Annotated in this window: 15 protein-coding genes; 4 read left to right on the forward strand and 11 right to left on the reverse strand. The window is 43.4% G+C overall.

Features of this window, described 5'->3' with window-relative positions:
- Positions 1–54: 54 nt before the first annotated feature.
- Positions 55–252: a hypothetical protein gene (locus tag IQP38_RS27055; protein ID WP_193837746.1), complete on the reverse strand. Its 198-nt coding sequence runs from the start codon at positions 250–252 to the stop codon at positions 55–57.
- Between the two features lie 179 nt (positions 253–431).
- Between IQP38_RS27055 and IQP38_RS15910 the strand changes: the two genes are divergently transcribed.
- The gene (locus tag IQP38_RS15910) at positions 432–872 is read left to right on the forward strand and encodes a phosphate-starvation-inducible PsiE family protein (RefSeq protein ID WP_005375731.1); all 441 of its coding nucleotides are present in this window, start codon (positions 432–434) and stop codon (positions 870–872) included.
- A 421-nt stretch (positions 873–1,293) separates the two neighbouring features.
- Here the strand turns inward: IQP38_RS15910 and IQP38_RS15915 are convergent, their stop codons facing one another.
- Together IQP38_RS15915 and IQP38_RS15920 are read right to left on the reverse strand one after the other, a co-directional pair.
- The gene (locus tag IQP38_RS15915) at positions 1,294–1,902 is read right to left on the reverse strand and encodes a MarC family protein (RefSeq protein ID WP_017635732.1); all 609 of its coding nucleotides are present in this window, start codon (positions 1,900–1,902) and stop codon (positions 1,294–1,296) included.
- 279 nt (positions 1,903–2,181) lie between these two features.
- Positions 2,182–2,607, reverse strand: a complete 426-nt coding sequence (locus IQP38_RS15920) for a TraR/DksA C4-type zinc finger protein (protein WP_053303728.1) — start codon at positions 2,605–2,607, stop codon at positions 2,182–2,184.
- Positions 2,608–2,797: 190 nt separating this feature from the next.
- Between IQP38_RS15920 and zigA the strand changes: the two genes are divergently transcribed.
- Positions 2,798–3,997 (forward strand): zinc metallochaperone GTPase ZigA, encoded by a 1,200-nt coding sequence (zigA, locus tag IQP38_RS15925; RefSeq protein WP_005375723.1) that lies wholly within the window; start codon positions 2,798–2,800, stop codon positions 3,995–3,997.
- Positions 3,998–4,144: 147 nt separating this feature from the next.
- On the opposite strand, the gene IQP38_RS15930 is transcribed toward zigA, so the two are convergent.
- Both IQP38_RS15930 and IQP38_RS15935 read right to left on the reverse strand, forming a co-directional pair.
- Complete coding sequence (locus tag IQP38_RS15930; RefSeq protein ID WP_193837747.1) at positions 4,145–5,359, reverse strand: CobW family GTP-binding protein; 1,215 nt, start codon at positions 5,357–5,359, stop codon at positions 4,145–4,147.
- Between the two features lie 523 nt (positions 5,360–5,882).
- Entirely contained in the window at positions 5,883–7,142 is a 1,260-nt protein-coding gene (locus IQP38_RS15935) for a peptidoglycan DD-metalloendopeptidase family protein (protein WP_054701335.1), read from the reverse strand.
- A gap of 147 nt (positions 7,143–7,289) precedes the next feature.
- On the opposite strand from IQP38_RS15935, the gene IQP38_RS15940 reads away from it, so the two are divergent.
- The gene (locus IQP38_RS15940) at positions 7,290–8,162 is read left to right on the forward strand and encodes an aspartoacylase (protein ID WP_193837748.1); all 873 of its coding nucleotides are present in this window, start codon (positions 7,290–7,292) and stop codon (positions 8,160–8,162) included.
- A gap of 207 nt (positions 8,163–8,369) precedes the next feature.
- Here IQP38_RS15940 and IQP38_RS15945 read toward each other — a convergent pair whose 3' ends face one another.
- The 6 genes from IQP38_RS15945 to IQP38_RS15970 all read right to left on the reverse strand — a co-directional run bounded on the left by IQP38_RS15945 (position 8,370) and on the right by IQP38_RS15970 (position 13,666).
- Entirely contained in the window at positions 8,370–9,383 is a 1,014-nt protein-coding gene (locus IQP38_RS15945; protein WP_021707804.1) for a CobW family GTP-binding protein, read from the reverse strand.
- Positions 9,373–9,933, reverse strand: a complete 561-nt coding sequence (locus IQP38_RS15950; protein ID WP_017821071.1) for a carbonate dehydratase — start codon at positions 9,931–9,933, stop codon at positions 9,373–9,375. Before IQP38_RS15950 ends, IQP38_RS15945 begins: the two co-directional genes overlap by 11 nt.
- A gap of 43 nt (positions 9,934–9,976) precedes the next feature.
- Positions 9,977–11,311: a dihydroorotase gene (locus tag IQP38_RS15955; RefSeq protein ID WP_017821072.1), complete on the reverse strand. Its 1,335-nt coding sequence runs from the start codon at positions 11,309–11,311 to the stop codon at positions 9,977–9,979.
- Positions 11,312–11,392: 81 nt separating this feature from the next.
- A complete protein-coding gene (locus IQP38_RS15960) occupies positions 11,393–11,863 on the reverse strand; it encodes a Fur family transcriptional regulator (RefSeq protein ID WP_025767649.1) in 471 nt (156 codons plus the stop codon).
- 4 nt (positions 11,864–11,867) lie between these two features.
- Positions 11,868–12,536, reverse strand: a complete 669-nt coding sequence (locus IQP38_RS15965) for a DUF1826 domain-containing protein (RefSeq protein WP_193837749.1) — start codon at positions 12,534–12,536, stop codon at positions 11,868–11,870.
- A gap of 335 nt (positions 12,537–12,871) precedes the next feature.
- A complete protein-coding gene (locus tag IQP38_RS15970) occupies positions 12,872–13,666 on the reverse strand; it encodes an AraC family transcriptional regulator (RefSeq protein ID WP_193837750.1) in 795 nt (264 codons plus the stop codon).
- A gap of 122 nt (positions 13,667–13,788) precedes the next feature.
- Here IQP38_RS15970 and IQP38_RS15975 point away from each other — a divergent pair, with 122 nt between their 5' ends.
- A complete protein-coding gene (locus tag IQP38_RS15975; RefSeq protein ID WP_193837751.1) occupies positions 13,789–14,595 on the forward strand; it encodes a sulfite exporter TauE/SafE family protein in 807 nt (268 codons plus the stop codon).
- Positions 14,596–14,664: the final 69 nt, after the last annotated feature.

The following is a 14,664-nucleotide window of genomic DNA, read 5'->3' on the forward strand; positions in this document are numbered from 1 at the left end:
CTTTTCCACCCGACTTTTGAGCGATTACCCACTCCTTATTCGCTTGTATTTCTATTAATAGCGCACGGAGGAACCAGCAACAAGCGCATCGATTTGCCCAGTATCAATACGTTGTGGTATCCGCTCATTCAGTTTGCCGTGAAGGTGATGAATCACCACCTCACCAGTCGACTCGTCACGATCAGAAATGAGGCAATGAGGTAATGAGGTAATGAGGTAATGAGGTAATGAGGTAATGAGGTAATAACGCATGACACCAGAGATTACATTATGTGTCCAACATTGTGCCCACTCCTAAGTTTCATAACTTCCTTCCCTCGGACGCTTCTATCTCTCACCACAGCAACTATGCTTTAAACGACATGTATTCAATTGTCTAGCTTCAACATATGAAGGTTAAGTGAACATAAACAAGCGAAGGAAACAGGGCCATGGAAGTCGATAAAAATGATAAGTTAACAAAAAAATTACAGATAGTGATTCATTGGTCTGTAAGAGTATTGTCGATAGTTATGTTGTTTGTAATCGTCATGGGTGTGATAGATGTTGCATGGACGATATATCAAAAACTTATCACGCCACCTAAACTCATTCTGACGATTTCAGATATGCTAGCCACTTTTGGTGCTTTTATGGCCGTTTTAATTGCTATTGAAATTTTCATCAATATAACTATTTACCTGAGAGAAAATGTTATTCATGTAAAAATCGTCATGGCCACCGCGCTGATGGCAATCTCCCGAAAGGTCATTATTATAGACTTTGAAACCTTGTCTCCAATGTACCTGATTGGAATTGCGGCTGTAGTTCTTAGTATGAGTCTTGGTTACTGGCTGATCCATAAACTGCCCAATAAGAGCCATACTGAATAAACTTCTCAGCCTCCCAAATTTTCAGATACTCTCAAGGCATGAAAAAGTCTTGTCTTAGCACGTTGGAAGCTAATAAATTCCTCCATGCTAGGCTCTATATACTGCGAGACTACAAGAGTATAGAGTAGTGCCTAGGCGGAGAAATTATCGATATTGTTTTCTAGCAGCTAATCTTTGAGTATTGGCACAGCTCAATGGGGGCAAGTGTTGCTCCAGTTCCCCCATCTGATATATACCCTCAACATCTATGCATTTTACTTTCAACTTTTCCGTGGTCCTCTTAAACAAGGTCGTCACGAGTAGCCTGAAGGATTACATCCGGCTAGAAGTAACAGCCAGAAAAGTGATTGTCAGGTGGTCGGTCATCTCGCCGTAAAATTAGCTCTTAACGTATACCTTCAGCTCAGTTTGCGAAAAAGCCTTAAAGGTCAAAGTAACTTTCAATCCCATTCAGAGTGTTGGTCGTGGCCACAGCGGCTAATATCAACCCCATGATCCGACTTACAGCACTAGCTCCTGTATTCCCAATAATCCTGTGTATGCCGCTGGCCATTAATAGCAAGATATAAACAACCAATAGTACCAGCAGCATCATAGCCACGGTCTGGACTTGCTCCCAAATATTAAACCGCACGTTCTCTGTGAGTAAAACGGCGGCTAATATTGCGCCAGGGCTAGCAATTGATGGAATGGCTAGAGGAAAAACTGCTGTATCATGATGACTATTGAGCGTTCTGATTTCTTCTGCTGGTTTACTCTCACCAAATATCATAGTCAAAGCAAACAAGAACAATACGATACCGCCCGAGATTTGAAACGCAGACAAGGGAATACGCATTGCTGTAAGTATGATTTCACCAGCAACAACAAAAAACAGTAGGATAGCAGCGGAGAATAGAGTCGCAAACAGAGCGACCTTACGCTTTGCCACTTCTTCATAGCTTTTTGTGGCTGCGATAAAAACGGGCACAGTACCTATGGGATCGATGACAGCAAAGAAAAAGATAAAAGTTGCCACAAAGTCAATCATGCTACTTCTCCAGTACCAATTTAGCTTTAAGGATAGAAGATCAGCTTGAAGTAGCAGAGAAAATGTTTGACGCTAACATAGCGAGAGCTCATTCAGAAAAACAAAAATGGTGCGTTATTTACAATACAGAACTTACTTCTATCCTATCGATAACTATTAATATCTCAAAGGTAATGACTACCATACCTAACGGTAGTCGCCATCGCTTTAGACTTCTCAGAGAACATCAAAAAAAACAAGTGAACGAGAAGAATATCGACGTCATAAGATAGTGAGGCTTTAGTGTTTATACCAGTGCTCTTTTGACTCCATTTGAGCTTTTACTTCTGCACTATATTCAGCGGTAGGTCGCGCCAATAACCTTGGAATGCCGATAGGTTCTCCGGACTCTAAACAGTAGCCATACTCCCCTGCGCGCAAGCGAGCCAACGATTGTTGAATCTTAGGTAACAGCTTTTGCTCTCTGTCTATGATTCTTAACGCGATTGCAGATTGCTCCTCACTGGACGCCCTATCGCTTTCGTCACTGAATTCCATTGGCGCAATCATCTCTTCTTTCGCACGTTCAATATGCGCTAACGTCGATTCATAAAGCTCAAATAATCGGTTTTCAAAAAACGCGAGCTGAGCTTCATTCATATAATCCGCCTCGGGCGCTGCAAGAATTTCTTCTTCTGTCATGACATGCTTTTTCTCTTCGTTCATAGAACCTCCACACCGAGATAAGAGTTCGCTCTCTAAATTCCGTACATCTGAATCTGTATAACTTAACGACGAATGAATGCGCCAATAAGGTGCAGTACTCGACACAGTCACAAACTGCTTGATGCCAGAGTTAAGATCACCGACTATATTAATTGTTATATTATAACATTACACTATAAAGAGCATGAGCATGAACACCCAGAAACTCCCTGTTACGGTTTTGTCCGGCTTTCTAGGCGCAGGAAAAACAACCGTTTTAAGTCATATTCTTAACAATAGACAAGGCAGAAAAGTGGCGGTCATCGTCAACGACATGAGCGAAGTCAACATCGACGCAGCGACCGTTCAGAATGAAGTTTCTCTCAACCACAGTGAAGAAAAGTTGGTTGAAATGAGTAACGGCTGCATCTGTTGTACCCTGCGTGAGGATCTACTTGAAGAAGTTACTAAACTCGCGCAAGAAGGCAGATTCGATTACTTAGTTATCGAGTCCACTGGCATCGCCGAGCCACTCCCCGTTGCAGAGACTTTTACTTTTGCCGATGAAAACGGGCTCTCACTTTCAGACGTTGCACGTTTAGACACCATGGTTACAGTAGTTGATGCGATTAACTTTCTGCGTGATTACGATGAAGCTAAGTTCTTAACAGAGACAGCCGAATCCTTAGGTGAAGACGATGAACGCAGCGTCGCCGACTTGCTCGTTGATCAAGTAGAGTTCGCTGACGTTATCTTGATAAGTAAAACCGACCTCGCTGAGAAATCAGAAATCGAAAGGCTTCTTGCTATTCTTAAAACTCTCAATACATCGGCCACTATTCTTCCTATCTCGAATGGTGAAGTAGAACTTGATGCGGTACTCGACACACAAAGCTTCAGTTTTGAAAAGGCACAACAAGCCCCAGGTTGGTTGAAGGAAATGCGAGGCGAGCACATACCTGAAACCGAAGAATACGGCATTTCCAGCTTTGCCTATCATGCGAGACGCCCTTTCCATCCAGAGAAGTTTTACGACTTCCTCCACAATGCGAAAGATTACGGCAAACTGATTCGTTCCAAAGGTTACTTTTGGCTAGCAACCAGACCAGAGTTTGTCGGCCAATGGAGCCAAGCGGGAGGCATCGCACGTTATGGTGTTGCGGGTATGTTTTGGAAAGCGATTCCGAAGGAGGAGTGGCCGACGGATCAAGATTACCTAGATGCTATAAACGACATTTGGCAAGAACCATACGGCGATATGCGACAAGAATTGGTGTTTATTGGTCAGGGATTAGAGCAAGAGAAATTGATTGCTCGTCTTAACGAATGCTTGTTAACAGAAGATGAGATGGAGCAAGGGCTCGACTATTGGTTATCTCTGGAAGACCCTTTCCCTGAATGGGAACAGTAAACGACTGAGATACAAAAAAGCCTCCCACCATTCGGGAGGCTTTTTAGTTACACTGAGCCAATTTTGTTATATAGAACCAACGCAGCAAGTCCGTCTTGGAACAAGCTGAGATTCAAGCATGCAGCGAGGGAATCCTCACCAGCGCATTCAAACCGTCTTCTTCTGGCTCAACTTAGCTATTTTCTTTGGCCAAGGATCTTCAAATGTTGCCCCTTGTTGCCATTGCTCCAATTCCCCTTCCGTTAAAAAGCAGTTTTCCAGCGCATCAATAAACGCATCGACTTCGTTTTCCTGCCCAATCACCGTTAAGCGACAACGACGATCACCAAAGCGGCTTTCAACACTGTCTATCTTATCTTGCAGGATTTGACGATGTTCCTCAGTGAAGTTTTGCGATTCGTCATTGATTACCGAAGCGCGCCAAAAGCCTGTAATTTCAAGCCCCACATTGCCGCTTGCTTGGCTCCAAAGCAGTGAAACATCGTCTCGAGTTGGAAACCAAAAGAACCCTTTACTGCGGAACACACCTTTAGTTAAATACTGGTGGCAGGTATTCCACAAACGCGCAGGATGAAAAGGTCGATCATCTTTGATCACTTTCGCGACAAGGCTTTGTTCGTCTTTATCAGAGAGATTCAACGGCTCATTCACCGTCTCACGAAGTTCTGCGATTAACTGCTCAACAAGGAAGAAATTGTAGTCTTGCTCACCTTTCAACATGCGGATATCCAAGTTTCCCCACGACGTTTTGATTATCTCGGTGTAAACGTTAAGCGGGTGAATCGCCTGCGCGATGTTGCGAACGGTATTGTCGTCCACTTTGTCCGTCTTGGTGAGCATGATACGGTTTGAGAACATGATTTGCTCTACCAACAAGTTTTCAACGCCGCGAACACCCTGCTGCACGTTCTCCTGCCACTTAGGGATTAAGGCAGAACCTTGTCGATAGTCATCTCGCAACCAAGTCGCATCCACCAACGTAATTACGTCTTTGAGTGCGAATTGTGCGTTACTTTTGAAGTACTCGACCAAAGGTAAAGGATGACTACTGCCCGACGTTTCAATCACAACCCATTCTGGCGATTTTTCTGCGCAGAGCTTTTTAAGAGCTTTATCGAGCTGCTTTACACCACTCAGGCTGCTGATGCTGTCTCCACTGATCGTAACAAAGTTGCCCCGCTCTTCACTCACCGCATCGGTATTTAAGATAAGCACGCCATCGACGTCTAACTCACTCATGTCATTAACAATAACGGACAGATCAATACCAGAAGAATCGGCTTGTTGAAGAATGTTGCGTAAAAACGTAGTTTTCCCGGACCCGAGAAACCCATGCAAAATGGTGACTGGAATTGATGGCATACTTTTGACCTACAAAATCTGGATGAACGCATGTTATAACATAACAACTTAGTGAGTTATAGAAGGAATCCAATTGCTGTCTTAGACGCAAAACTTAAGAATCGGTAAAGATCACAGGGGCTGATTTCTCAGAACTCTCCTTCGTTTCTCATCACGTTTCATCACCAGCAAAGGTCTGACTATTGATAAAAATAATAAGTGGTTACAAAACGACCATTGCTTTGTTTATAAAATTGGAGAAAGATGACAATACAGCGATTTATAGGAGGTGGTGTTATGACTTTAGTTCTTACCGTTCTTATTTTCCTAAGTTGTATTGCGATGCTCGCGATTGGTGTGATGTTTTCACGTAGGCCGATCAAAGGCGGAGGTTGTTGCAAAGCGTCCGATGTTGCGGATGTGGGCGCACGTAAAAGAAAAAATCGCAGTCATTATTCTTCTAGGAACACATATTGACACTCACCTATTGCTCCAACCTCACAACACAAAATAGCATAACTGAGCCCTAACAAATTGTCGGGACTCAGTTTTTCGTTTCTACTAGATAATCAAACTCTGATACTCGCGCCAAAAATGAAGGTTTCTGGATGTTAGGAAGCGACTTCGCGATAGGTAAGTCGGCTTTCATTGCATCAACCGGACGATTACGAACTAAAACTTCAAAATGTAAATGTGGTCCGGTTGAACGACCAGTATTCCCAGAGAGGGCTATTTTTTGCCCACGCTTTATAACTTGACCTTTTTTAACCAAGATTTTATTCAAGTGTAGGTAACGAGTTTTGTACACACTGTTATGTTCAATCACTAAATAATTACCGGCATAAGGGTGCTTGCGGACCGCAATTACTTTTCCATCCCCAGTAGAATAAACTGGCGCACCGATTGGTGTCGCGAAATCCGTTCCGTTATGCGGGGTGACTCTTCCCGTCACTGGGTGTTTACGCTTAGGGTTAAACCCAGAGGTGATTCGGCGGTATGCCCTATCGACAGGATAACGGTTAAACGCTCGCTCCAAACTGTTACCAGCTCTATCATAGAACCGTCCATCCTCGGCTAGAAATGCAGCGACTTCGCCCCTCGCTAAGTTAAAAGAAATAGCCTTAATCTCACTATTGCCAGTTTTGTGTTCACCTAAATATTGCTGTTTCACTAATATATCGAAACGGTCACCGGCTCTAAGAGATCGCGCAAAATCAATCTTATCTTTCATCACCTGCGTAATATTTGCGACGTGGCCTGATGCCAATCCTACTCGATGTGCCGAGACTGAAAAACTCCCTTTGATTTCTCCCGAAAATAAGGTTTCACGCCATTCCCCTGAAATTTCCTGAAATTCGTAAGAGAAGGAGCCATCGTTTTCTCTAGTGTAGATAGCCTTCTCTACAAGGCTCATATGATAAATTAGTCGACTCAATTGCCCCATGTCATCCATCACTAATTCAAGCTCTTCTCCGGGCTTAATCATATCTAGCTGCAGGTGATCAAGATCAACTGAGAGAATTTGCTGCAAAATACCGTAAGAGAGACCCAATTGAGCGAAGATACCACTGAGCGTATCTCCCACTTTAACTATATAGTGTATTTGTTTAGGTTTAGGCAACGGAGTCAAACTGACATCTGAGGGAACCACTATCTTTGATGATGGAGGTGGTGACGAATCACTGCTTTGATTCAGTTGAACGCTGTGACTATCTTGATTTGGCTCATCCTCTGTAGGTAGAAGCAAAGCGACCGAAAAACAAAACACAGCAACGATTAAAGCAATAAATTTAAACTGACTCATGAGAAACTAAGTAACAATAATAACGATTGTTATGTTATAACATATCTAAGATTGCTTTTACTCAGTTTAGTAAACGTTTATTCAGTTCACTGGATTGGCTAAGAGAAGACCAGTCATTCAACCCATTCTCTTTGAGAAGGATCAATAATGAACACATTCAATTCAGCACTGATCGTTGCAGGAACACACGGAAACGAACTTTCTGGTATTTATTTACATAAACTAATCAAAGAAAAACGTTACTCTGTCAATAGATCAACCTTTTCAGCCTGCTCGATCATCGCAAACTCCGAAGCAGTAAAACACAACGTCCGATACATCGATACAGACTTAAATCGCGAGTTCTCAGCAATGAATAGCAATCATTGTCCTGATTTGCATGAAAGCAAGATTGCACATCAATTTATCGAGAAATATGCAAACCAAGAAAAACTGTTGATTGTTGACCTGCACAATACAACAAGCAATATGGGAGCGACGTTGATTTTGCTTTCTAACGATGTGTTTTATCGGAAACTGGGCGCGTACGTCAAACAACGAATGCCATCAGCACATATCCTTTTCGAAGAGCGAAAAGAATGGCAAGAGCAACCTTACCTTTGTACTGCTGGGCAATATGGAATAATGATTGAGGTCGGGGCGCAAGCACATGGTGCGCTAGAGTACAGTACGTTGGAGTTGATGAAACAGATGCTTACCGCAGTATTGGACTATGTTGAAAAGCACAACCTCAACCAAATAGGCTTACTGAGCGATTATGAGGCGTTTTTTTACACCGAAGAAATCAGGGTTCCACTTGATCAAGAGGGTATGCGGCAAGCACTAGTACACCCTACTATTTGTGGCAGAGATTTTGAGGCGGTCAAACCAGGAGCACCTTTATTAGCGACTTTCGCTGGTTATGATATCCATTGGAATGGCAAAGGGGAAATTTACCCGCACTTTATCAATGAGAGCGCCTACAGTACCGCAAATATAGCAATGGCCCTCGCTAAAAAAAGATGTGTTTCTTCCGTGTAACTTAAAGCAAGTAATTAGGCCACGTGTAACGTGGATACCTCACCCCATGAATAAAACTGTGCCTGAACCGCATAGGCAGAAAATACGGGTACTAACCCCACCCTAATACGGCAGCATAAGTGCCCTAAGCGCAGCTTTAAAAGAAACCCCACTAGAATTTTAAGGAGGTAAGACATTATGGTTAAAAGGAGAGTTTTCTCTTTTCTATCATGATGCCTTCTCCAAACATCGAAATAATCTATCTTCAAATTGGTCATCTAGACCGGAAGAGATCAGTTCTAGGCGGCTTTCTGAACACTCGTCTAGTTCAAACTCTGTGAGTCCATCTGATGTTAGATTGTAACCAAAAATACCGCTTCCCGTGATAAAAACCGCTTTCATTCGTTCGACCTTGAGGTCGAGCAGCAATAATCTCAGCTTTTGATGATCGAACACGTTTTCAGCGGAGATACGCCAACCGATACTGTAGAAACCTTCCCCCTGATTGGTTGCTTTTAGAATGCCACTCTCAGGCATAGGCAACTCAGGAACAAGTGACTTTTTCTCTCTTTCACGATAAAGAACAGAGGGCGTTTTTTGCACGTCAATACGAGTCGCTCCCTCACATTCATGAAAAGGGATAGCGCCATGTTCAGCGAAAATCACTTTTGTTTCCCGCAGACCGAGCTTTGCTATATAAGCCGTCAGCTTTTGCTCATCTTCATCTTGATAGAGATCGCGCTTATTACCTACCACTGTATCTGCGATAGTGATTTGCTGGTTAAACGTTTCATGCTCAGTGTACTTAGGATCCGATAGTTTACGTGCATCGACTAAAGTAATGTTTTTTTGCAAAGCGAGAATTTGACGATAATACTCGGTCGATAGCACTTGCAGTACTTCTTTAGGATGACCAAGGCCTGTAGGCTCAATCAACAATCGATCTGGCCTTGCTTCAGACAATAATTGATTTAAGGCGATTTGCATCGGAAGACCTGCTGCACAGCACATACATCCCCCGGGGACCTCTCGAATAAACACTTGGTCTTGTTGTTTTTTTTGGCCTTGTAACAAGCTGCCATCAATACCAACTTCGCCAAATTCATTGACCAATACAGCCCAACGTTCATGACTCGGTTTATGGGTCAATAAGTGCATTATTGCCGATGTTTTCCCCACCCCGAGAAAGCCAGTGATGATGTTAGTCGGCACTCGCGAAATCAGTGGCTTATTAAAGTTCATTGGCAATTCTCCGGTAGCCTTGGACTAGTTCATGGTTGGCAGAAACGACGGATTCGGAAAAAGCTGAATATTCTGGCGGCACTTTAGAGATACTCTCTAAATCAAAACCGACACCAATATTGGTCATCGGTGGTACATGGAAATAAGCGGGTAAATCGAGGCCATCGACGACACAGTTATGACGAATAACACACCTCTCACCGATGACGCTATTGAACACGACGGAGTTGAAGCCAATGAAAACATCATCACAAACCTGGCAAGGACCATGAATAATCGAACGATGAGCAATGGATGAGCGCTCACCAATGGTCACCGCAGCCCCTGCCTTAGAGTGAATTACGACACCATCTTGGATATTGGTGTCACGTTTGATGACGATAGCTTCCATGTCTCCATGGTTATTAACTTCGTCAGCTCGAATAACAGCATAGGGTCCAATAAAAACGTTATCCTCAATAATGACTTTGCCACAGATAATAGCGGTTGGATCGATAAAGGCTGTTGAGGACACCTGTGGCATATGGCCCGTTGGGTTTCTTCTTAACATAATGCTTCCAGTTTGTTTATGGCTCTTTTTTACGGTCAGCGACTTAACGATTGAAGGATAAACGCATCGCTCCAGCTGGTTTATCGATGACTTTGTTATTGGCATAAACTAGCGCGCCATTGACCCAAGTCTTTTGAATTTGAGCTGAAAATTCATGTCCAGCAAAAGGCGACCAACCACAGTGATATAAACTGTTTTCGTTGCTAACTCGTGTTGGGGTATGAGCATCAACCAACACCAAGTCGGCGTAGTAACCTTCACGAATAAAACCTCGGCCTTGAATGCCATAGCGAATGGCCGGGTTGTGCGCAGTTTTTTCGACTACTTGAGTCAAACTCATATGACCTAAACGGACATGCTCGAAGAGAGTAAGTAACGCATGCTGAACTAACGGCAGTCCGGCTGGAGCCTGCTCGTAAGGCACTTGTTTTTCTTGCCAAGTGTGAGGAGCGTGATCTGTTGCAATGATATCTATTTGCCCCGTATTTAACGCTTTTAACAACGCATCGCGGTCACTAGGAAACTTGATTGAAGGATTACATTTGATCAAATTACCAAGAGCGCCATAATCTTTGTTGCTGAACCAAAGATGGTGAACACAAGCCTCCGCGGTGATTGATTTATCTCGAATGTCTCCCTCGTCAAAAAGTGCTAGCTCCTTCGCCGTTGTGATGTGCAGCACATGCAGTTGGCTGTGATACTTTTTGGCAAGTTCTACCGCATAAGAAGATGAAGCGTAACAGGCCTCTTCGTCACGCAAAATGGGATGGTCTTCGATAGTGAAACCTGGCTTCTTAAGCCTTTGCTTTTGCTGGTTTTGTTTAATAACAGTCCCACTTTCACAATGAGTAACAATGAGTACTGGAGAGTCACGAAAAATTGACTCCAACGCTTGCGGATCTTCGACTAACAAATTTCCTGTTGATGCCCCCATAAATACTTTCACACCACAATGTTGTTTGGGGTTAAGTTGTTTAATCTGTTCAAGATTGTCTTCGGTTGCACCGAGGTAGAAAGAATAATTCGCAAACGAGCTTTCTTTAGCGAGAGCGAACTTGCGCTCTAACGAGTCAATAGTCGTTGTAGCCGGACTAACATTGGGCATTTCCATGTAGCTTGTAATACCGCCGGCCACCGCTGCCCGCGACTCACTTGCAATTGTGCCTTTATGTGTCAGCCCTGGCTCTCGGAAATGCACTTGATCGTCAATCATGCCTGGCAGTAAATAAGCCCCTTTAGCATCAATTACAATATCTCCGTGTTGTACGGATATATTAGTAGCAATCTTGTCAATTCTTTGATCAACAATACGTAAATCTGTTTCGGTAATGGCTCTTTCGTTGACCACCCGAGCGTTTTTAATCAATGTTGCTGACATAATTCATTCTTTAGATAATTTGAAAAGGTGGCCAATACTCGGTCACCTTGTGAAGCTATAAGGGGAAATCGTGTGTCCGCCTCATAGCGGGCGCTTTGCGCATTCATCGCAAACACAGGAAATCTCAAATTGTGGGCTAAGAACAGTGAAGCCTTCTTGTATCGCTTTCGCACATACGCTAGAAATAACATTGGCTTCAACCGCTATTTCACTAACCTTTCCACACTGAGAGCAAATCAAAAACTGTGGAACGCCATGCTCCTGATCGCACGCGATTTGAGAACAAACGACGTATTTACTAGATGTATTGAGCTTATGGACGAAGTGCTCTGCTTCAAGGAAATCTAGTATTCGATAAACCGACATCGCTTGAATGTTTTGAGAAAAGTTGTGATTGCAGTAGTCAACTAGTTCGTAGGCAGAAAGCGGCTTCTCCGCATATAGTAGTGAAGTCAGTATCAATTTCCGTTTAGTAGTAAGTTGTTTACCTCGCAGCAGGCAGATTTTCTCTACCTGCTTCATGACGTCATCTACCGTTTTGAGCTTTCTCATATCTCTAGATGAAATCCAATGTGAGTAGTAAGCGACGTTCATTGTCTGCAACATGTGGAGAGCGATGTATAACTCCAGTGGCTTCATTGCCTTCCCAACCACTTCCTTTGAGCAGGGCAACATCGCCAGGCTGCATTCGTCGTATTGCACTTTCAGAGTCGTATAATCCCGATAGGTGATCAGGTTGACCAAGACTACCGGCACCGAGTTTAGTGCGATCAATGGTATCGTTGGTTAACCATTCGGTCGCTCGGCCGGTATAAGTTATGACAAGTCTGCAAGGCACACGATCAAAGTGAAATTTCGGGCAGATCGGGCTGTCTAGGCGAGTTAGCCTCAAACCTGCTTCTTTAACCTCAAACAAACAGCAGAACATATCGACGATTAAAGCAACATCTTCACTCAGCGCATCAGCACACGCATAGCCCTCTAACTTGCTTCGTACCCATTGTGCAGCATCATCTGGCGTGACACTTTGTACCAGTGCCAATCTAGGCTCCTGTGCCAGCATCAGATTAATGTCCTTCGTCAACTCTTTCGAGAGCGTTCGCTGCCATATGGCAATATTGTGCTCTGGTTTGTAGATGTCGCTAAGTATGTTCGCTGATGTCGATATCGCCAACGATGATGTTGTTTGGACACGAAGCGGGTTCTCAACTACATCAATGCTCATATATCTTCCTCCCAAGCGTTAAAAAGGTCAGGTAAAGGTTTTAATAACGTTGATTTTCTAGGGCTATGAGACCTAGTAATCGTTACGATTTCGCTCTAGTTCACGGACATATTGACACAGTCCCACCCCATGTAGAGTCAAGTCAGACAACGCTTGTGAAGAAATCAACGTTTACTCTCAATAGGAGACTACTGGTTGTGAGATCAATTCTTTAAACAACAAATTGTAGAGCCCCAAACAAGGCAATGTTATAACATAACAATCAATCTTTTCAATATTTACCTTTTTTGATTAAAGATAATTAGGGGAACATCATGAGCATGCGAGCACGGAAATTATATTCCGCGATTAGAAAAGTAACGCGTAGGTGAATCGCCATAGACCCGACGAAACATCGCGATAAAGTTGCTGGGCGTCGAATAACCTAAAGCATGTGCAATATCTCCCACCGATTCCCCTCGAGCTATCATTTCTAATGAATGTATTAGCAGTACTTGTTGCCGCCATTCACTAAAACTCATGTTTAACTCACTTCGAATCAATCGTCTTAACGTCCGAGATGAGACTGCCCCAATATTGGCCCAATGCTCTACAGAATGCTTGCTGTTTGGGTCTATTAAAATTGCTTGAGTAACTTTTTGCAGTCTCGGCTCTCTGGGCAGTGGGATGTGGAGTGACTCATGAGGGCTACTGACGATTTCATCGGATATTACGGCGAGAATACGTAAAGACTGTATGGATAGATCGTCTGTTTTGCTCCATATCGATGCTCTAACCGATAGGGCTTTCAACACATCGCTCATTTGGATAACACAAGGTCTCATTGGAAACCGCTCACAACTCTCTGGAGTAAACAGTAATGAACGACCTTTCAGAGAACCACAAAAATAAACACTGTGCATCGCACCCGGGGGGATCCAACCAGCTCGGTGAGGTGGTAGTATCCACGTTCCTTCATCGGTTTTTACCTGTATTAGCCCTTCATCTATACACAGTAACTGGCCTCGATGATGACTGTGCCAATTATGTGGCCGTTGATCCAAATGGTTGAAGTCGCTCCTTTCATGCTGCCACTCCTTAGCGATCAGTGCGGCGCCATTTTTCCATTCGCTGTAATCAGAGTTTGTCACTTTATTTACTCAATTCCATTTTGGCCATTATTCATTATTTTCTGTCCTCTTAACGTTACCATAGCAAGTTAGCGTTCGAGTAACATTTTAGCAACGATCATTTTATCGAAGGCAGAACCATCATGAACGAACCTATCTTTATTATCTATTACATTACAGCAGGCTTGGGCATTGGCTTTCTCGCTGGACTCGTTGGTGTGGGTGGTGGTGGAATGGCCGTCCCTATTTTTGCGTTTCTATTTTCACTACAGGGAATAGCTGATACGGAAGTAGTGCATCTTGCGTTAGGGACATCAATGGCTTCGATGATTATTACAACATTGGGCAGCATGCGCGCTCACTACAAAAAAGAGAATGTAGACTCGACAATGGTAGGAAAAATGTTGAGCGGAGTTCTAGTCGGAACATTTTGCGCCACATTCGTAGCATCGTATCTACAAGGAGTCTATCTGGCAGGCTTTTTTAGCGTATTCATGTTGTATGTTGCTTATAAGATGTTCCTCAACACTGAAAATGAGTACAACCCGAGCCCACATGGAGCTATCGGTAATATCACTGTAGGCTCGGTGATTGGCTCTGTATCAGCACTTGTCTCTATAAGCGGTGCGGGGTTGATCATCCCCTATCTTGTCCAGCAAAATTTTGAGGTAAAACGTGCTATTGGTACCTCTGCTGCGATAGGTTTCCCTATCGCGCTGTCAGGAAGCCTCGGTTACATGTTAAACGGATGGGGAAACACAGATTGGAACAACTTAGTATTAGGATACATATACCTTCCTGCAATGCTCAGCTTCTCCATTAGTAGCTACTTAACTACTAGCCTCGGCGTGCGTTGTGCAGCGTATTTCCCAAATAAAGTTCTTAAGAAAATCGTTGGTATTTTGTGTGTTCTTCTAAGTTTCAAAATGTTGGTACAAGTACTTAGTTAGAGCAAATAACACGGTCACTAGTAGGCCTTGCACTATGGTGAAAGGATAAGCCTGCAAAAACTTACTTCT

This window comes from Vibrio sp. OPT41 (assembly GCF_015163595.1).
Taxonomy (GTDB): domain Bacteria; phylum Pseudomonadota; class Gammaproteobacteria; order Enterobacterales; family Vibrionaceae; genus Vibrio; species Vibrio alginolyticus.

Bases quoted from the DNA above. Each gene is read 5' to 3' on its own strand.
- IQP38_RS27055 (WP_193837746.1), bottom strand. From the start codon at position 252: ATGCGTTATTACCTCATTACCTCATTACCTCATTACCTCATTACCTCA.
- IQP38_RS15910 (WP_005375731.1), top strand. From the start codon at position 432: ATGGAAGTCGATAAAAATGATAAGTTAACAAAAAAATTACAGATAGTG.
- IQP38_RS15915 (WP_017635732.1), bottom strand. From the start codon at position 1,902: ATGATTGACTTTGTGGCAACTTTTATCTTTTTCTTTGCTGTCATCGAT.
- IQP38_RS15920 (WP_053303728.1), bottom strand. From the start codon at position 2,607: ATGAACGAAGAGAAAAAGCATGTCATGACAGAAGAAGAAATTCTTGCA.
- zigA (WP_005375723.1), top strand. From the start codon at position 2,798: ATGAACACCCAGAAACTCCCTGTTACGGTTTTGTCCGGCTTTCTAGGC.
- IQP38_RS15930 (WP_193837747.1), bottom strand. From the start codon at position 5,359: ATGCCATCAATTCCAGTCACCATTTTGCATGGGTTTCTCGGGTCCGGG.
- IQP38_RS15935 (WP_054701335.1), bottom strand. From the start codon at position 7,142: ATGAGTCAGTTTAAATTTATTGCTTTAATCGTTGCTGTGTTTTGTTTT.
- IQP38_RS15940 (WP_193837748.1), top strand. From the start codon at position 7,290: ATGAACACATTCAATTCAGCACTGATCGTTGCAGGAACACACGGAAAC.
- IQP38_RS15945 (WP_021707804.1), bottom strand. From the start codon at position 9,383: ATGAACTTTAATAAGCCACTGATTTCGCGAGTGCCGACTAACATCATC.
- IQP38_RS15950 (WP_017821071.1), bottom strand. From the start codon at position 9,933: ATGTTAAGAAGAAACCCAACGGGCCATATGCCACAGGTGTCCTCAACA.
- IQP38_RS15955 (WP_017821072.1), bottom strand. From the start codon at position 11,311: ATGTCAGCAACATTGATTAAAAACGCTCGGGTGGTCAACGAAAGAGCC.
- IQP38_RS15960 (WP_025767649.1), bottom strand. From the start codon at position 11,863: ATGAGAAAGCTCAAAACGGTAGATGACGTCATGAAGCAGGTAGAGAAA.
- IQP38_RS15965 (WP_193837749.1), bottom strand. From the start codon at position 12,536: ATGAGCATTGATGTAGTTGAGAACCCGCTTCGTGTCCAAACAACATCA.
- IQP38_RS15975 (WP_193837751.1), top strand. From the start codon at position 13,789: ATGAACGAACCTATCTTTATTATCTATTACATTACAGCAGGCTTGGGC.